General features: G+C 34.6%; 20 protein-coding genes and 1 riboswitch. Of the genes, 18 read left to right on the forward strand and 2 right to left on the reverse strand.

Annotated features, from left to right (window positions below):
* Positions 1–187 precede the first annotated feature (187 nt).
* The 4 genes from MKY02_RS06730 (at position 188) to MKY02_RS06745 (ending at position 3025) form a co-directional block, all read left to right on the forward strand.
* The gene (locus tag MKY02_RS06730; protein WP_038188196.1) at positions 188–703 is read left to right on the forward strand and encodes a DinB family protein; all 516 of its coding nucleotides are present in this window, start codon (positions 188–190) and stop codon (positions 701–703) included.
* Positions 704–977: 274 nt separating this feature from the next.
* A complete protein-coding gene (locus MKY02_RS06735) occupies positions 978–1703 on the forward strand; it encodes a GNAT family N-acetyltransferase (protein ID WP_340710822.1) in 726 nt (241 codons plus the stop codon).
* A gap of 330 nt (positions 1704–2033) precedes the next feature.
* Entirely contained in the window at positions 2034–2603 is a 570-nt protein-coding gene (locus MKY02_RS06740) for an HAD-IA family hydrolase (RefSeq protein ID WP_340710823.1), read from the forward strand.
* A gap of 71 nt (positions 2604–2674) precedes the next feature.
* Positions 2675–3025: a hypothetical protein gene (locus MKY02_RS06745; protein WP_038186717.1), complete on the forward strand. Its 351-nt coding sequence runs from the start codon at positions 2675–2677 to the stop codon at positions 3023–3025.
* Between the two features lie 27 nt (positions 3026–3052).
* On the opposite strand, the gene MKY02_RS06750 is transcribed toward MKY02_RS06745, so the two are convergent.
* Positions 3053–3448, reverse strand: a complete 396-nt coding sequence (locus MKY02_RS06750) for a DUF3139 domain-containing protein (protein ID WP_076035199.1) — start codon at positions 3446–3448, stop codon at positions 3053–3055.
* Positions 3449–3560: 112 nt separating this feature from the next.
* Positions 3561–4439, reverse strand: coding sequence for a DUF1385 domain-containing protein (locus MKY02_RS06755; RefSeq protein ID WP_051448794.1), 879 nt, complete (start codon positions 4437–4439; stop codon positions 3561–3563).
* A 181-nt stretch (positions 4440–4620) separates the two neighbouring features.
* Between MKY02_RS06755 and MKY02_RS06760 the strand changes: the two genes are divergently transcribed.
* From MKY02_RS06760 to MKY02_RS06825, 14 genes are all read left to right on the forward strand, one after another.
* Positions 4621–5070, forward strand: a complete 450-nt coding sequence (locus MKY02_RS06760; protein ID WP_038186708.1) for a hypothetical protein — start codon at positions 4621–4623, stop codon at positions 5068–5070.
* A 27-nt stretch (positions 5071–5097) separates the two neighbouring features.
* Positions 5098–5526: a type II 3-dehydroquinate dehydratase gene (gene aroQ / locus MKY02_RS06765; RefSeq protein WP_340710825.1), complete on the forward strand. Its 429-nt coding sequence runs from the start codon at positions 5098–5100 to the stop codon at positions 5524–5526.
* A gap of 18 nt (positions 5527–5544) precedes the next feature.
* On the forward strand, positions 5545–6606 hold the full coding sequence (locus MKY02_RS06770) for a M24 family metallopeptidase (protein ID WP_038186704.1): 1062 nt from the start codon (positions 5545–5547) through the stop codon (positions 6604–6606).
* Positions 6607–6627: 21 nt separating this feature from the next.
* Entirely contained in the window at positions 6628–7185 is a 558-nt protein-coding gene (efp, locus tag MKY02_RS06775; RefSeq protein WP_038186701.1) for an elongation factor P, read from the forward strand.
* A 104-nt stretch (positions 7186–7289) separates the two neighbouring features.
* Positions 7290–7532 (forward strand): SpoIIIAC/SpoIIIAD family protein, encoded by a 243-nt coding sequence (locus MKY02_RS06780; protein ID WP_051448760.1) that lies wholly within the window; start codon positions 7290–7292, stop codon positions 7530–7532.
* Between the two features lie 4 nt (positions 7533–7536).
* A complete protein-coding gene (locus MKY02_RS06785) occupies positions 7537–7911 on the forward strand; it encodes a hypothetical protein (RefSeq protein ID WP_038186698.1) in 375 nt (124 codons plus the stop codon).
* An 87-nt stretch (positions 7912–7998) separates the two neighbouring features.
* On the forward strand, positions 7999–8907 hold the full coding sequence (locus MKY02_RS06790; RefSeq protein ID WP_051448759.1) for a stage III sporulation protein AE: 909 nt from the start codon (positions 7999–8001) through the stop codon (positions 8905–8907).
* A 10-nt stretch (positions 8908–8917) separates the two neighbouring features.
* The gene (locus MKY02_RS06795; RefSeq protein WP_155981195.1) at positions 8918–9067 is read left to right on the forward strand and encodes a hypothetical protein; all 150 of its coding nucleotides are present in this window, start codon (positions 8918–8920) and stop codon (positions 9065–9067) included.
* A gap of 91 nt (positions 9068–9158) precedes the next feature.
* Positions 9159–9596, forward strand: coding sequence for a hypothetical protein (locus MKY02_RS06800; protein ID WP_038186695.1), 438 nt, complete (start codon positions 9159–9161; stop codon positions 9594–9596).
* Positions 9593–10141 carry a SpoIIIAH-like family protein gene (locus MKY02_RS06805; RefSeq protein WP_038186693.1) on the forward strand — a complete coding sequence of 183 codons (549 nt, stop codon included), beginning with the start codon at positions 9593–9595 and terminating at the stop codon, positions 10139–10141. Before MKY02_RS06800 ends, MKY02_RS06805 begins: the two co-directional genes overlap by 4 nt.
* Positions 10142–10260: 119 nt before the next feature.
* Complete coding sequence (accB, locus tag MKY02_RS06810) at positions 10261–10752, forward strand: acetyl-CoA carboxylase biotin carboxyl carrier protein (protein ID WP_038186691.1); 492 nt, start codon at positions 10261–10263, stop codon at positions 10750–10752.
* 15 nt (positions 10753–10767) lie between these two features.
* Positions 10768–12123, forward strand: coding sequence for an acetyl-CoA carboxylase biotin carboxylase subunit (accC, locus tag MKY02_RS06815; RefSeq protein ID WP_038186680.1), 1356 nt, complete (start codon positions 10768–10770; stop codon positions 12121–12123).
* A gap of 16 nt (positions 12124–12139) precedes the next feature.
* Positions 12140–12547: an Asp23/Gls24 family envelope stress response protein gene (locus tag MKY02_RS06820; RefSeq protein WP_038186672.1), complete on the forward strand. Its 408-nt coding sequence runs from the start codon at positions 12140–12142 to the stop codon at positions 12545–12547.
* Between the two features lie 555 nt (positions 12548–13102).
* A riboswitch (cyclic di-GMP riboswitch) is annotated at positions 13103–13187 on the forward strand.
* 147 nt (positions 13188–13334) lie between these two features.
* The gene (locus tag MKY02_RS06825) at positions 13335–19157 is read left to right on the forward strand and encodes an NPCBM/NEW2 domain-containing protein (protein WP_340710826.1); all 5823 of its coding nucleotides are present in this window, start codon (positions 13335–13337) and stop codon (positions 19155–19157) included.
* The last annotated feature ends 3 nt before the right edge of the window (positions 19158–19160 follow it).

Consider the following 19160-nt stretch of genomic DNA (forward strand, 5'->3'; position numbering starts at 1 on the left):
TTTTAAAGAAAGATATACTGTTTTGAAGAAAGTTATACTGTTTAAAAAAAAGTTGAACCGAAATGTAATTATTTCGGCTTTCCTTATTGAACTAACGGGGCAGAATAGTTGAACAAGGAGGTAATACTTTTTCTGTTTTGAACATCTCTTAATATGGGGGCATATTTAAAAGATGGAGGTTGTTGTGATTTTGAAACTGTTTCAATATAACTGGCAAGTTCGTAATGATTGGTTTACATGGTGCGAAGGCATACCTGATGAAGAACTATTAAAGAAACGGATCGGTGGGTTCGGCAGTATCCTACATACCCTGTTTCACATTGTAGATGTGGAATATATGTGGATCTTAGGTTTGCGAGGTGAACCAGTACCTGAGGAGCCATTGTTTGAGGATTATGCTAGCTTACAAAAAGTGAAAAATCTTTCAGCTCAATACCATGAGAAAGTGAAGCCATTTGTGACATCTTGGACAAATGAAATGGATTCTCGGAAACTTTCAGAAACTGATTTCAATGAAGAACCGATTAGCTCTAGAGACACACCAATCAGGAGCAGAGTCATTGAATGTACACACGGAGAGATCATACGTCATGTCATTGTTCACGAAATCCACCATATCGGCCAGTTATCTATATGGGCACGTGAAATAGGAAAGGAGCCTGTTTCCGCAAACCTGAGAGGAAGGGGGCTATTCGACAATTAGACTACCTTTTCACAAACGGGGGTGATAATTCAATTGTTACTGCAGGTTCTGTTGGTATGAAAATGTTTCTGCTAATACAATAGTGGCGGGAAATCCAGCAAAAGTTCTAAAAAGTATTTAATTCGAGATTTGTTTCTTCTTTAACTAAAGGGTGCTTTAGTAGAAGATCATTGAGCTGTCCATACAGCTCTTTTTTATTCAACTAACGGGGCAGGTTAACGAAAGAAGGAAATTTAAAAAAAGTAAAGAATTTTTATAAAAGGGGTGAAATTATATGGATATACTACTTCAAAAATTACAAAGATTTGGCGTGCATTACATAAAAGGTGATAATGTAATCATTTTAGAAATTTTAGAGAATAGACATAATCAAGCTACTGAAATAGATACGCTTATAAACGAGCTTTTAACTCAACTAAAAAGCAGTAAACTGAAAAAAGTAAAGTTTGAGTGTCCTAAAACTTTTTTGGATAGCTTAAATTGTACTAGAACTAAAATGGAAATTATTGGTGAAAGGGTTATGTATACGAGATCTTTTACAACACCATTAGATGTATCGATACCAAATTATGAGGTATGGTCAATTTCTGAGAATAACTCTATCTCTTTTTTATCTGAAGTAATGGGTAAAAATTATATTGATACAGAGAAGTTTTTAACCGGAATGAGGATTGAGCTTCCATCACAAGTAGAGAAAATGTATACAGTGTATTTAGTTAATAATGAACCAGTTGGTGTAGTTTTTCCTCATATAGAGCCAAATACAGAAAAAGAAGGTCGCATTTTTTGGATAGGCATTCATCCTGATTTTCTAGGGAAAAGGCTGGGCAAAAACTTACACTTAATAGGATTACACAGATTGAAAGATGAATTTAAGGCAAAGTCTTATCTAGGGATGACTCAAGTTGATAATACTCAAATGAGAAATATAATGGTTTCAAACGGTTGCATTCAAAATAAAAATTCAGTAATTTCATTACAACATTCTATTAAAGAATAGATAAGTAGTAATAAGTATGGAGCAGAATTAAAATGAAATTTGTGGAAAAATGCACTTAAACTAACGAACGCTTTTGTAAGAAAATCTCTGAGCTGTTCTGATAGCTCTTTTTCTTATTCAACTAAAGGGGCAGTTAGAAAGGTCCTGGAGGATAAAAATTAGGTAGATTAAGTTTAGAAAAAAGAAGAAAGTAAATACTATTTCTATAGTATTAGAAGAAATTTATACATGAATATTTCCGTGGTAAAATAAAGGCGATACATTATGTGAAATTACAACAACTTTTACGAGGACATACTAAATAAATTTGTAGAAATCAGGAGGGTTTATGTGAATATCTTATGGGATTTTGACGGTACTTTATTTGATACATATCCAGCATACACAGAAAATTTGTATAAAGTACTAAATGGCACAGTTGCTCGAGAAGATATTTATCGTGAATTGAAGATTTCAGCGACACATGCATTTAATCATTTTAAATTAACAGATGAACAAATAAAAGAAGTTAAAAAGCTTAATCTAGAGTTACCACCAACTAGTATAAAGCCGTTTCCTGATGTTGAGAAAATTTTGCGATTTGCAAACAAAAATGTCATTATGACACATAAGGAGAGACAACCTGTTCTGGATATTCTCCAATACTATGGTTTTGAAAAATACTTCGTTGAAATTGTGACTGTTGAAAATGGCTATCCACGCAAGCCTGACCCAACTTCGTATCAATATTTACATGATAAATATGATTTAGATATCGCGATTGGAGATAGAGAACTCGATTTAATCCCGGCAAAGAAAATTGGACTGGTGAGTTGTATGTATCAGGGGAATTGTGAAGTGGCAGATTTTCAAATAAATGATTATGATGATTTTTTTAAAGTAGTAAAATTAAATAGATAAACGTAATTTTTTATTCCTCACCTATGTGAACATTCATGATAAAATGAAGACAATTTGTTAGGAGTGATCATGTGAGTAATAAAATTGCGGGTATTTTCTTCCCGGCGTTTGCGATGTTAGGTGTTATCGCGATGACATTGACAGGGGCTTTTGGAAATGATGAAGCAAATAAATCCTATTTTCTACTTAGCTTAGTCCTTATTTTCCCATTAACTTTTTTAGTGCAGGGAATTTCATGTGCTTTAAATAATATTAATCCATGGATTGCATTAGCAGTTTCTTATATTGCTTTTATCATTATCCTGTTTACGGTATTAAACAGCTCTGCATGGGGATATGGCTTATATTTTCTTGTATTTTGGATTATTGGTTACTTTGGAGCAAAAGGCATTCAAAAGCTTCGCGCTAATAAAAACAAATAAATCTGTGCAATTTCTGCACAGATTTTTTTAGTTTTTATAGGCATTTGCACAAATTTCTTCACTATGTTTCGCCTTTTTAAAGGTGCGTACAACTAACGGATTCTCTTCGCAAAATTGAATGATTGCTTTATTTTCTTTATGTAGTCCGTAATAATAAGTAATTTGCGGTTCATCTTTAAATCGTAATTGAAATAAGCCGCGATAATAATCTTTGTGTACTACTTGTTTAGGTTCTATGTAACCAGATTTATCGAGAATTAACATTTCTGTCGTAATGTCGTTTCTTTCCATATGTTTTTTCATATGATATTGAACTAAAAGCATCGTATAAGGATTGCCATTTTTAATAATATAAAAATATAAAAAAGACAGACTACTAATAAGTAACAAAAAAGCAGAAATAAGAAAAAGTCTCTTCTTCAATAGAAAGAACCTCCTTTATTAAAATATACCAATTAAAACCATTTGTGTAAATTGTCATTTTGGGAACAACAATAAAAACGCAGAAGAGCTCCTGAGTTCTTCTGCGTTTCTATTAGTTTACTGATATATTTTTTGGGTCTTTCTCGATTTCTAATAATTTATTAAACGAAGCGATAGCGACTTCTACTTGGTCGTCTTTGGGTTCTTTTGTTGTAAGTAATTGAAGCCATAAACCAGGATAACCTAAATAGCGCAGTACTGGTACATTCCGACAAGCATTAGTCCATTGCAATACTTCAAAAGCCACTCCAAGTACAACTGGGATTAATAAGATACGATCCACAATGCGTAACCAAAACGGATCTGTTGGTACTAAGAAGTAGATGAACATACCTACGATAACTGTAAATAACATAAAACTACTACCACATCTGTAGTGTAAACGTGATTGAGCTTGTACATTTTCTACTGTTAAAGGTAGACCGTTTTCATAACAATTTATAACCTTATGTTCAGAGCCGTGGTACTGGAAAACACGTTTAATAAGTGGAGTCAGTGATACAAAATAAATATAACTGAGTAGCAATATTAGTTTGAAACCACTCTCTAACAAAATTTGTGCAGTTTTTCCTGGAAGCCATGTATGGAAAAGCTGTGCCAAGAATACAGGAATCAATGTGAAAATAAATTTACCGAAAAGGAATGAAAGTACGCCAATTGCAGCTACTCCTAAAATCATTTGGAGCTTCGAACCTTCTTCAGTGGATTCTTCAACTTCTTCACCTGGATTGACATCATAGCGATCACCTGCAAATTGTAAATGCTTGGAGCCGTTTGCAGCTGATTCAATAATAGCAACTATCCCTCTAATAAAAGGGATCTTTTTCAGCCTTTGAAGCGCTGGCTTTTTTTCTTTTTTAACATAGAAATACTCTATTGAGTCATCATTACGGCGAATAGCGGATACAGTATGTTCTTTACCGCCCATCATTACGCCCTCAATCAATGCTTGCCCCCCATAAATTGGAGTCTGAGGTTGATCCTTCACTTGCCACACCGCTCTCTTTTTGTATATTCAACTGTTCTTATTGTACTAAAAATTATAAAAAAGCTCTAGGAAAAGAATAGCTTTTGAAAATGAGGCAATGCTTGTAAAAAAGGAGTGTTGTGTTTTGAAAATACATGTCTTGTTTTGGACATCCATTTTAAGTGCCGTGTCGTTCACGGTTTGTTTACGATTACTACAATTATTTTCAATCATTCATTGGAGTCCAATCGGGTGGTCTAAGAGATGGCATTTATTCAGTGGACATATGCCATTATTTAAATGGACAACATTAGCGGTCATGTTGTTTGTTTTAGCAATAGTGATTTATTATTTAAGTGAACTCTGCATTGCTATTCGTGCAGATATAGCGGCGATGGGATTGAGTGTTATTTTTCTATTTGGATTACAGTGGTGGATGTTCGGTACGGTAGAGTTAAAAAAAGTATCGATCCCTATCTTCGTTTTAATCGCCATGCATTTACGTTTTATAGTAGAAACTGCAATGTTCCATAAAAAAGCAGAAAGTTTAGACACCCGAAGTAAAATGCCTTATAATACTGATGTGGTAAAATAAATTCATTCAAATCGGAGGGGGAGAGATATGAAGTACTTATGTTTAAATGGGCCTAATTTAAATCGATTAGGTAAAAGAGAGCCAGGAATATATGGCTCGGAAACTCTTCAAGATATAGATAAAGCCCTTCAAAAGCTAGCTGGTGAGTTTGGTGCCACAATTGAATTAAAGCAGTCTAATCACGAAGGCCAGTTGATAGACTGGATTCATGACGCTGAAGACAATGAAATTGTTGGCATTGTCTTTAATCCAGGTGCATATACACATACAAGTGTTGCGATACGTGATGCTATCGCTTCCGTAAATGTACCTGTTATCGAGGTGCATATCTCGAATATACATAAACGTGAAGAATTCCGTCACCACTCATATTTAGCACCAGAGTGTGTGGGACAAATTTCTGGATTAGGGACTAAGGGGTACCAACTTGCATTACGCATGTTTTTAGAACAATAACAGGGGGAATTGATTATTATGGAAAAACTAAAAAAATTAAGAGCAGCATTACAAGAACAAGGGCTTGATGCAATGCTTATTACAAATGACTATAATCGTCGTTACATGACTGATTTTACTGGAACTTCTGGGGTAGCAATTGTTTCACAAAATGATGCAGTCTTTATTACAGATTTCCGTTATACAGAACAAGCTGCTAAGCAAGTGCAAAATTATCGAATTGTACAACACCAAGCTACAATCATTGAAGAAATAGCTAATCAAGTACAAGAGATGGGTATCAAAACATTAGCATTTGAGAAAGAAGATGTTAGTTATAGCACATTTGAAATATATTCGAAACATCTAAAAACTGATTTAGTCGGAGTTTCAGGTTTAGTAGAAAAAATCCGCTTGATTAAGACGGAACAAGAGATTAATATAATAAAGGTCGCTTGTGAAATAGCAGATGCTGCATTCGAGCATATACTAACATTTATTAAAGCTGGCAAAACAGAATTAGAAGTATCAAATGAATTGGAATTCTTCATGCGCAAACAAGGAGCAACTTCATCTTCTTTTGATACAATTGTTGCATCAGGTGTACGCTCGGCATTGCCACATGGCGTTGCAACTGATAAAATAATAGAAACTGGTGATTTTGTCACCTTAGATTTTGGTGCGCTCTATAACGGCTATATCTCTGATACAACACGTACAGTTGCAGTTGGAGAGCCTTCAGATCAATTGAAGGAAATTTACAACATTGTATTAAATGCTGAATTACTTGGATTAGAGCAGTTTAAACCAGGTATGACAGGTATTGAAGCTGATGCAGTAACACGTGATTATATTAAAGCACATGGATATGGTGAGGCATTTGGCCACTCAACAGGTCATGGAATTGGTTTAGAAGTACATGAAGGTCCTGGATTATCATTCCGTTCACCTACTGTATTAGAACCAGGTATGGTCGTGACATGTGAACCTGGTATTTATCTACCAGGAATCGGTGGTGTCCGTATTGAGGACGATACATTAATCACAGAGACAGGTAATGAAAAACTAACTCATTCCACAAAAGAACTAATCATTTTATAAAGTAATATTGGAGGAACATTCATGATTTCAGTAAACGATTTTCGTACAGGCCTAACAATCGTAGTAGACGGTGGACTTTTCCGTGTACTAGATTTCCAACACGTAAAACCTGGTAAAGGTGCAGCTTTTGTACGATCAAAACTTCGTAACCTACGTAACGGTTCAGTAATGGAAAAAACTTTCCGTGCAGGTGAAAAAGTAGAGAAAGCTCAAATTGACAATAACAAAATGCAATATCTATATGCTTCAGGTGATAATCATGTGTTCATGAACACTGAAACTTATGACCAAATTGAATTATCTGAAAACCAACTTAAAGACGAATTGAAATTCTTATTAGAGAACATGGAAGTTTCAATCATGTCTTACGAAGGAGAAATCCTTGGTGTTGATCTTCCAAATACAGTTCTTCTAGAAGTAATTGAGACTGAACCAGGTATTAAAGGTGATACAGCTTCAGGTGGCTCTAAACCAGCAACAGTTCAAACTGGATTAGTTGTACAAGTACCATTCTTTGTTAATGTTGGTGACAAATTAGTTATTAACACTGAAGAAGGCACTTACGTATCTCGTGGATAATTAAGTCATTCTTTAAAATCGACCCTTATAGCTTATGCTATAAGGGTCGATTTTTTTGTCTAATTCGATGTTTGTATGATTGGAAATCATAACTCTTTCTAACTTTGCATAGATTAGATTATACAAGAGGAGGGGCAGCTACGGAACTTCAAGACATTCTACGCATCGCCGGTATTGGACTTGTGATTGCGCTTTTACATATCTTCTTTGAACAAACCGGTAAAAAGGAATTTTCTTTTTTTCTTTATTTTCTAGCCTATATGTATATCGCAGCGGAACTACTTCATTTTTTGCGTTTGTTCTTTGATGAAATTCTCACCTTCTTCCAATGGTTAACGGCTACCTGAGCTTATGACGATATTATTTTACGCTGTGATTATGCTTATTCTTTTAATGTTCATTCAAATGGCAATTCCTGCTTTGCATCGTGTCTTTTATACGGTGTTTTTTTTCTTATTAATGAGCTTTTTATTAATGCGTTTATTCATCCCGTTTCTTCAAAGGTTATTGCATGCATTTCCAATTGAGATCCCATATTTATCGCTTATCCTAGGCAGTGCATTTATATATTTCGTTTCAACAGCCGTGTCACAACATTTAAATGACCAGGATTATGAAGCACTTGCCTTTTTATCACATACAGCGGTAAAGCTTGTTATTTTATCGCTTTGGCTAAAAGAGATAATTGAATTATTTTCAATTTGGCAACGTTTGATCGAACCATAGTAGATAAAGGTTGTCATTTTTATGGACAAACTCAATTTAATAGAAGAGATTTTTGGGTAAACGTCAAAAAAAGATAGGAGGGCAAGATTGGACTGGTTACAGGAGATTTTGGTCGCCCCCTTCAAGGACACATTATTTACACTCGTTTCATTACTTTTTTATGCACTACTCTTTTTATTATTAAATTTTATAATGCCTCAATTTAAAGAGTGGACAAGGGTTTTCTTTTTTATCGCTATACTTACTACGACATTAAAGCCAGTTTATCAATCATTTACTATGATGCAGGCATTATCTGAGAATATGATTGCATTCTTTAGTGCCCTTTATCCAATATTAATGTCTGCAATGGCCATCTCAGCAGGAGCTATGTCATTAATGGCGTGGCATCCTATGTTATTACTACTCATTCAATTTGCTGTATTTTTAACGGGGAGATGGCTAATTCCTCTGTTGACGGCATCTTTGATTTTTGATTTTCTATCTCGTTTCATGCCAGAAATATCTTTTGCTCGAATGGCTGACTTTATACGAGTACTTGTATTAAGCGTCGTTTCTGCTACAGTCATGTGCTATTCGATGTTTCTAGTTATGAATAGTGTAGTTTCAGTATCTTTTACCGGAGCTGCACTAGGACCATTGAAAAAGATGATCCAACAAAACATTCCATTCATAGGTTCTTTTATAACTGAGAGTTTAAGTACATTTAGAAAATATTCATCAACTACTGCAACGGTAACGAGTACAGGTTTAATGATAGGTATATTTACTGCTGCTATTATCCCGACATTGAAAATTTTAATGACAGGATTAAGTTTTCGTTTCTTGGCAGCATTGATGGAACCTTTTTCTGATAAAGATATTGCGAGTTTTTTAGATGATATAGGCAAAACATTATTTGTTTTGTGTGCAGTATCTTTTATTATTGCATTTGCCTTCTTTTTCACAGCGATATTAGCCGTTATACTTCTGAAACTACAAATACAAGAAGGATAGGATTGGGGTTGTGGAAGCATTTTTACTTGGTTTAGTCGTCATTATATTCGTTGGCAAAATTGTAAGTTTACTATTGGAGGACCCAGAAGAGTGGGTTATTCTATTGAAAATAATCGTTGCAATATGGATTTTAAAGTTTGTTTTTAATTTTTGGCATTAGTATCTCATAGATTAGAGTTATGCTTCATACAATGATGTAGATAACAGGAAAGATGTGAAGAGGGGGATGACTAGCTCGGGCGGTGCAGAATATGAAAAAAACGTCAATTTACTATGTAGGAATATTGATGGCAATTGTCATCATTATTGTGGCCATGTTTTCATACAATAATGAAAATCCTATGAAAACATCGTCTAAAGGAGAGAATGTATCTACTAATGAAGCGGAACAGCTAGCAGTCATTTTATCTAGGATTGACAAAGTCGGGAAAGTTGAGCTTTATTTTTATGCAGGTGGACAAACGGCACAAGATGTAAAAAAAGATTCTTCATCCTTAGAGAATTATTTCAGCTGGTCTAATACAACTGGACAAGAAAGTGGGCAAGTAACTGGAGTATTAGTTGTTGCGGAAGGGGCGAATGACATCGCGGTAAAGAATGAATTAGTAACTACGCTGACAAAAGTGCTGGAAATTCCTGCACACAGAATTGTTGTAATGCCTATGGAAAAGAGAGGGGAAATAAAATGAGAGTAAAAAAGAGAGCAGTTTGGTTTTTAACATTATTGAGTTTAGCAGCAGTTATTTCAGTGTACTATCTTATGAATCCAGCACAACCATTTAATGGTCTTAAAATCTTCTCAGATAGCACATTAAATAGCACAGCAGTTGATGATATTGCTAAACTAACAGGCAATGATAAAACACCTGTCACAGCACAAAGTGACTTATTTGAAGAAATGCGTATGGAGTTAATAAATGAACGTAGTCAATTGAAAACAACTCTAACGCAAAAAATAGCTTCAGATAAGTATACAGCTGAAGAAAAGAATGAAGCATTTAACGAGATGGATGTTATTGTTAAGAAAGAATCTAATGAAGCGATGCTAGAATTGCTCATTAAAACTTTAGGTTATTCAGATGCATTTGTACGAGCTGAAAATGATCAAATTCGTGTTACAGTACAATCTGCTGAATTATCAAAATCAAAAGCAGATGAAATCGTATACACGGTTAAAAAAGAGGTACCTACAGCTGGTAAAATAGTAGTCGACTTTAAATCTGAGTCTTTTTAACGAAAAAATAACGATATTGTCTTGAATAATTCCTATTTTCAATTATCTATTTAAAAATACCCCAAAACACGATAGAATAAGTAGTGTATTATATTTCACAAAATTAAGGGGAGTAATTTATGTTGAAAATTCAGGAAATTCGAGAAATTATTAAATTAGTAGATTCATCTTCAATCGACGAGTTCGTTTATGAGGTAGCAGATACAAAAGTGAAACTTAAAAAACATGGTGGTGTGGCAGTTGTAACTGAAGCGCCAGTAGTTAAAGTAGCTCCAGTTGCAGCGCCAGCACCAGTTGCGGCTCCTGCAGCACCAGTTGCAGCACCAGTTGTAGCTGAAGCAGCGCCAGCAGCACCAGCAGTGGATGCATCATTATACAAAATCACTTCACCGATGGTAGGAACTTTCTATCAAGCTCCAAACCCTGAATCACCAGCTTTCGTAAAAGTTGGAGATAAAGTAGGCGAAGAAGCAGTAGTATGTATCGTTGAAGCTATGAAATTATTTAATGAAATCGAAGCAGAAGTTAGTGGCGAAATCGTTGAAATTCTTGTTAAAGATGGCGATCTAGTTGAATATGGTCAACCTCTGTTCCTAGTAAAAGAGAACTAAGGGAGGCCTATCCAAATGAAAAAAGTATTAATTGCAAACCGTGGAGAAATAGCGGTACGTATTATTCGCGCTTGTAAAGAATTAGATATTCAGTCTGTAGCTGTGTACTCAGAAGCAGATCGTGATGCACTTCACGTTCAATTAGCTGACGAAGCATATTGCATCGGACCAAAACTTTCTAGTGAGAGTTATTTGAAAATTAGTAGTATACTAAGTGTTGCTCAAAAAACTGGCTGTGATGGAATTCACCCAGGATATGGCTTCTTAGCAGAGAATGCTAGCTTTGCAGAAGCATGTGAAGATGCTGGTATTACTTTCATTGGACCAACTTCAGATGCCATCAAAATGATGGGTATTAAAGATATAGCAAAAGACTCAATGATTAAAGCCGGTGTACCTACAGTTCCAGGTTCAGTTGGTATCGTTGCAGATGCAGCTGAAGCAGCCGAAGTTGCGAAAGGTATTGGTTACCCAGTAATCATTAAAGCAACTGCCGGTGGTGGTGGTAAAGGGATCCGTGTAGCACGCACTGAGGAAGAATTGATTAAAGGTGTTCAAATCACTCAAAAAGAAGCTGCTGCAGCATTCGGTAACCCTGGCGTATACTTAGAAAAATTCATCGAGGATTTCCGTCACTGTGAAATACAAATACTAGCGGACAACTATGGCAATACAATTCACCTAGGTGAACGTGATTGTACAGTTCAACGTCGTATGCAAAAACTTGTTGAAGAAGCTCCGTCTCCTGCACTTTCTGAGGAACGTCGCGTTGAGATGGGTGAGGCTGCAGTTAAAGCTGCGTTAGCTTGTGGATACCGCGGTGCTGGTACGGTAGAATTCATCTTTGACTACCATGAAGACAAGTTTTACTTCATGGAAATGAATACACGTATTCAAGTAGAACATCCAGTAACTGAAATGATTACAGGTATTGATCTTGTTCAACAACAGCTTAAGATTGCTTCTGGCGAGAAATTAGTGTATAAACAAGAAGATGTGAAAGTGAATGGTTGGGCGATGGAATGTCGTATCAATGCTGAGAATCCATCTAAAAACTTTATGCCTTCACCGGGTAAAGTAGAAGATTATATAGCTCCGGGTGGTTACGGTGTCCGTATCGACTCTGCTATGTATCCAGGATATAGTATTCCTCCGTTCTACGATTCAATGGTTGCAAAATTGATTGTACATGCAGATACACGTGAAGAAGCAATTGCTAAGATGAAACGCGCATTAGGTGAATTCATTGTTGAAGGACCAGGCATTCAAACAACAATTCCTTTCCACGCTAAATTAATGGATCATGAGGTATTCAAAAAAGGTGATTTCAATACGAAGTTCCTTGAAGAAAATGACGTCATGAATTCATAAGAAAGGGGCGAATTCTATGGCTGAAAAAGTGATACAATCTTTACCTCAAAGCACTCCTGCTGGTAAGGAAGAGCTAGGTAAGATTGAAGTAGCGCCTGAAGTTATTGAAGTTATTGCAGGAATTGCTACTACAGAAGTGGAAGGCGTTTCTGGTACAAGAGGAAACTTCGCTACAGGCGTAGTAGAAAAATTCGGTAAAAAGGTTCATGGGAAAGGTATTAAAACCGAATGGACTGAAGCGGGCTTAATCGTAGATGTATATTGCTTCGTGCAATATGGAGCATCTGTTGCGAAAGTAGCTCATCAAGTTCAAACCCAGATTCGTGAAGCTATCTTTAATATGACATCTCTTGCAACGCAAGAGGTAAATGTACATATTACCGGCATCCAATTTGATCAAATGAACGATGCAAAAACTGAATAATGTAAAAAAACACCACTTCCAATGAAGTGGTGTTTTTTTATTGTGTTGAAAATCAAACTCGTCATTAGAAAGAATCAAATAATTTCGTTAAAAACTCTTTGGTATAAATAAATGAGAGGTTTTTATTTGTTTAAAGATATCCCACAATCAATTACTAATGAATCTATGATCCAAATAATAAAATAATTTTGCTATAGCTAGCAATTTAAACGATTTAAAGTTAATGCTCATAACTACTAGAGGATAATGAATAGTTTAGGAGTTTTTTCTTATAGTTTAATGAATGTATAGTGATATAGGTAAAAAATTTAAAGGTAAAATATTTAATGCGATACATTATTACTATATAAGAAAAAACACAATTCAAGTAAAGTTTAAGTAATGCGACTTTTTCGATAATGAAAATGATATTTTTATTATAAAACCAATAAATAGGAGATAAGTTTTAGGTTGTAATAACTAGAGTGAGGGAAATAAATTGGAACTTATTAGATGTAAAACAATTCATATGATTCATGATGTAGTGTAAGATATCATGGTACTTTAGATTTATAAAAATTGAATAGGCAAACCTAGAGAAATTTAGGGACGCAAAGCTAGAGGGGCTAAGGTTGAAAAACTATGCCAGCCAGTTGCCAAAGAGTACATTATACTTTTTGTTATTTTGGGTTAAATAAAAATGTCTTAATCATTTTTATTTAGACGTTATCAAAAGTTAGCTACTCTCTTATAGAGTAGCTTTTTTAATGAACTTCTTAGGGTTTTATTCATCTGGAGGAGAAAGCATATGTCAAAGAAAATGTCTAAATTAATTGCTATTGCAACATCAACAGCGTTGTTAGCAAGTTATTCGGGGAGTGCTGTGAATGTTTTGGCAGCACCGAATACCAATGCTAATAAAACGGCATTAGAAAGCAAGATCAATGAGGCAATAAATGCTACAGTTAGTAAATTTGATTTATACGGAAATAGTAGTTTAAGTGAGTATAATGAAGTCTTCAAAATGAATAATACAAACATTAAATCGATAACAAACAACGGGGGAAATTATTCAGGCTCTCCTATTAATAAAGCAATAGATGGTGATATGAATACACATTGGGAGACTGGAAGAGCGAATACTGCGCAGTTTACTAACGAGGTAGTATTCAATTTAAATGAATCGACTGAATTAAATAGAATTGTTTATGCTGCTAGACAAACCAGTGCTAAAGGCAAAGGATTTGCGGAAGAGTTTGAAATTTATAGCTCTATCTCGGATGAAGGTGATGATTATACTTTAGTATCTCCTGGAGAATATAAAGGTTCAACCAGTGATGTTGTTGAAATTCAATTTAAACCAACTGAATTCAAAAGAATCAAATTTGTGTTCAAAAAGGCCAATCAAGATTGGGCAAGTGCAGCAGAATTTAGTTTTTATAAAGAAGACCAAGTAAAAGAGAGTATGAAAAAACTATTTACTGATGAAAACCATAATAAAGTATCTGATGAGTTCAATACAGTAGAAAAGTTAGAAGCATTAGAGAAAAAGGTTCAATCACACCCTTTATATGATGAATTTATAGAAGATATAGAAGATGCATTAGTATTAATAAATGAATCAAACATAGAAGCAACTAAAGCCAAAACAAAACCTTTTGAGTATTATTCTAATGAGGAATATTCTAAGTTGTTTAGAATGGATATTGAAAATATTAAGAGTATCCGAAATAATGCTGGTCAGTATCTTAGTCAAGTAATCGGGAATGCCGTCGATGGCAACCTAGATACTTACTGGGAAACGAATAAAAGTAATTCAAATGACTTCACAAATGAAGTAGAAGTAGAAGTAGAATTTAAAAAATCAGTGGAATTAAATAGAATCATGTATGGAGCAAGAAAATCTGATCGCAAAGGATTCGCTGAAGAGTTTGAAATTTATGCTTCTCAAACGTCTAAAGGAGATACATATCAACTAGTTACAACAGGTAAACATAATATGGTAGAAGGATTAGTCGAAGCTAAATTCGAATCTACTAAATTTAAAAGAATTAAATTTAAGTTCAAGAAATCAAATCAAAATTGGGCAACTTTATCGGAATTAGCTTTCTATACTGAAGATGTCATAGAAGATAAGGTGAATAGTATTTTCACTGATGGAACAATGAGTAAGGTAGTGCCAGAATTCAATAGTGTAGATAAAATCAACGCACTGGAGAAGGAAGCGAAAGGACACCCACTATATTCTATTCTAAAAGATCGACTAGATTTAGCTAAATCTATTGTGAATGGAGTTCAAATCGAAGGAACTCTAGTTGTAGCAGAACAACATGGAGATATGGTGAAACATGCAAATCAAAACCTGAAGTTTGGCTTTGGTAACAATCTGCAGCCTACAGGCTTCGCTGCTCAACCAGGAGATCAAATTACTGTTTATGTTGATGCGGATGCAACAGGACCATTACCTAAGTTATCTTTTGCCCAGCAAGAAGGTTCTTGGTCTAGTTGGAGAAAAGATGTCAGCCTAGTACCTGGTAAAAATGAAATCACTGTACCAAAGGTTAATAAAGATAGCTGGTATAACAAGGCTGTCACTCCTGGTGGAAGTATTTATATCATTAATCCATATACGAAAGAACAACAAGAAAAAGCGCCGACAATCCGATTTGAAGGTGTGAAAAAAATTCCTTTCGCAACAGCAGATACTAATGTAAAAGAGTTCAAATCATTCTTAATTGATTACAAGAAAAAATTAGATGAAGATAAAGCAAAACATCCAAATGTTGAAGATAGAGAAATGCTAGACGTATTCGAATTCGTGAGTGACCATATTTTCTGGACGGGTACAGCAACAGGTGCGTACAAAACGTATATAGAAGATGGCTATAGCCCACTTGAAACAATCAAGTCGTACAATACACATATGAAAGAAATATTTAAATATTATGGACTGGATGCTAGTAGTGAAAGTCATGACCCTAAATATATTCGAGATAATGTACGTCTTGCTCAACCATATGCGTATATGTATGCAGCTGGCGACCATATCGGTACTTTAGATGATGTTGTTGCTAATCACTTAATTCCATTTGAAGTAAGAGGCCCATCATGGGGCTTAACACATGAGATAGGTCATAGAATGGATGTAAGTGTTAGGTTATACGGTGAAACAACGAACAATATGTTACCACAATACATGTCTGGCTATTACGGTAAGTTAGATAATAGAATCCCATATGAAGCAAACATTTATAAAAATGTAATAAAAGAAAATTTAAAAGATTATAATGATCAAGGAGTTTTCGAGAAGTTAGGTGTGTATTGGCAATTAGAGATGTATAGCCCTGGCTATTGGGGGAAATTAAATAGACTTTATAGAGAAAGAGATGTAAAGCTTACAGATGGAGAAAGCTCTAAACAACAATATTTGGTTGAATTCTCTTCTGAAGTATTGGAGTTGGATTTAAGTGAACATTTTGCTAGACATGGATTTGTGGTTAATGAAAAAACAAGAGAGAAAACTGCCAAGTATAAGAAACCAAAGAAATCGTGGTATTTAAATGACTCTGTAGTAGGCTATGAAGGAAGAGTAATAGAAGACAAAAATGCTTCGGTTAAAGTTAGCATTGCTTCGAATGCTTCCGCTAAATCAAAGACGTTAAGTTTCAAAATGGATAAGAAATATAAGGACGATTTCTTAGGCTTTGAAATTTATAGAGACGGTGAATTAGTTGGATTTACTAGTACTGATCAATTTGTAGACCAAAAATTAGACATGGATCAAAACTATACTTACAAAATTATTGGCTATGATAAGAAACTAAATAGTTTAAAACCAGTAGAAGTGAAGGCGTATCAGCCAACTCTGTCAGCTGAGGAACATGTAACCCTAAAATTACGCCAAGAATTTGATCCAATGGATTACGTAAAAGCGGCTACATATCAAGGTGATGATATAACGAAAGATGTAGTTGTAAAATCGAGTAACGTCGATGTAACAAAAAAAGGGAAATATGAAATTATTTATGAAGTGAAGAATGCTGGGACTACAGAAACAAAAACAACAAAATTTACTGTGGCAAGTGATTTCACATTTATCTCTGATTTGGATGCTAAATCAGCTAATATTGCATGGGGAGGACTAAAGAAAGATTTAGCACCTGCTGGTGGAGCAATTACATTAGTTAGACAAGGCTTAGATACTACCTATGCAAAGGGAATCGGCGCACACGCAAATTCTGAAGTGGTTTATGACATTGAGGGCAAAGACTTTGACGTCTTCGAAAGCTATATAGGAATTGATCAAGCTATGAAAGGTAAAGCTTCAACTGCAACATTTGAAGTATGGGTTGATGGCGAAAAGAAATTCGAAAGTGACGTATTCAATGCGAACACAGAACATGAATTTGTAAAGGTTCCTGTTACTGGTGCTAAAGAGATAAAACTAGTGACAACAGATGCCAAAAATAACGGTAACACAGCAGATCATACAGTATGGGCAGATGCTAAGTTCACGAAAAATTCTAGTAAACCTTCATTAGCTGTACCGAAAGAAATAGTGACAGTTAAATTAAACGAAGACTTTAATGTATTAAAAGATGTAGAAGCATTTGATACTGAAGATGGCGATTTAATAGAGCAAGTTGAGGTTAAAATAAACGGCTTTAACTCAAATAAAACAGGTACTTACAATGTAGAATATTCGGTAACAGATAGTGATGGGAATACAATCTCTAAAACTAGAACAATAGTTGTTTATAGTGCGGCTTCTTACTTAAGTGATATCGATTGGGAATCAGCACGAACTGATTATGGAACAGTTCGAAAAGATAAATCTAGCACAAATAACAATATTAAATTACTAGTGAATGGTAAAAACAAAGAATTTGAAAAAGGTATTGGAACACATGCAAATGCTGAAGTGGTTTATAACCTTGCTAATTCTAACTACGAATATTTTGAAACATTTATAGGTGTGGATAGAAATATACAAGAACAAAATAATTCAAGTATTAAGTTTAAAGTTCTAGCTGATGGAAAAGAAGTTTATGACAGTGGGCTAATGAAATATAATACAGAAGCAAAACTAGTAAGAATACCTGTAAAAGATGTAAATGAATTAAAACTAGTTTTAAATGATGCAGGTAATGGAATTTCTTCAGATCATGGTAGTTTCGGTGACGCAAAATTCTTAACTTTAAATAATGCACCAAAAATGACAATAGCTAAATCCATTTCAACTAAAGTAGGACAAAAAATCGATTTAAATGAAAGCTATTCAGCAATTGATGCAGAGGACGGGGACTTAACATCTGAAGTAAAAGTTACAGGAACAGATCAAGTAAACTTTGATAGAGCCGGCAAGTATAAAATTGCGTACACAGTTACAGATAGCGATGGAAATACAGTGACAAAAACTAGAACAATCGCAGTGGTGGATATGGATGATTATAAGTACTTAACGGATTACGATTGGAAGTCAGCAAATACAGGTTGGGGAACACTTACGAAGGATAAGTCTATAAGTGGTAACGCATTAAGACTTACAGATGATTCTGATGAAGTAGTATCATATGAAAGAGGTATCGGTACTCACGCGACATCAACAATCGTCTACGATTTAACGGACAAAGACTCTGCATATTTCAGTTCATTTGTTGGAGTCGATAGACAAATGTTTGGATCTGTAGGAGCAGTAAGTTTTGAAGTATATGTAGATGGTGAAAAGAAATTTGATAGTGGCGTAATGAATTCAAGAGACCCACAAAAATTTGTAGAAGTAGATATAAACGGAGCGAAGGAACTTAAACTAGTAGTTAAAGACGGTGGAAATGGTAATGGATCTGACCATGCTACTTGGGGAGATGCTAAATTACATTTCGCAAATGCAGAAAGACTATTCACGAAAGATCTAGAAAAAGCAATTGAAGAGGCAAAAGGAATTGATAAAGATGATTATACCTTTGAAAGTATGGAAATTCTAAAAACTACGCTAACTAAAGCAGAAGAGATTCTAGCTAATAAAAAATCGACTCAACAAGAAGTAGATGAAGGGTTAGCTTTATTAAAAGCTGCTAAAGAAGGTTTAGTTGAAATAGATTTAACTCAAGTGATTACTATAAAAGATAAATATTTAAGTAATTCTATCAAGAAAACGTTAGGATTAACTGGAGATATTACGCTTGGTGATATGTATAAACTGACAACTTTAACAAGTGAATCAAGAAGAGCTAGATCTCTTGAAGGTTTAGAACATGCTAAAAACTTAGTAACGCTAAATATTACAGAAAATGAAATAACAGATTTCTCTCCATTAAAAGGTTTAACTAAATTAGAAAATTTAATAGCTGATCCACAATATGTTGAAGTAGGAGAATTAAAAGGGTCAGTAATTGAAGTAGAGAATCTTGTTTTAGGAATAGATGGAAAGAAAGTCAAACCGCATTTAGCTGGGGTTAGAAACACTAAAACCTTTAAAGAAACAGAGATTGATATCAGTGAGTGGGAGCAAAATCCTGATAAGCTAATGATAGATATTTCAAAAGAGGATAAAGGAATCTACATGATGACATTAGTCTATAAAGTAGAAGACAACCCTATATATTTAATTTATGTTATTGATAATAATTAGTTT

It is taken from the genome of Viridibacillus sp. FSL R5-0888, from assembly GCF_038009105.1.
Lineage (GTDB): Bacteria > Bacillota > Bacilli > Bacillales_A > Planococcaceae > Viridibacillus > Viridibacillus arenosi.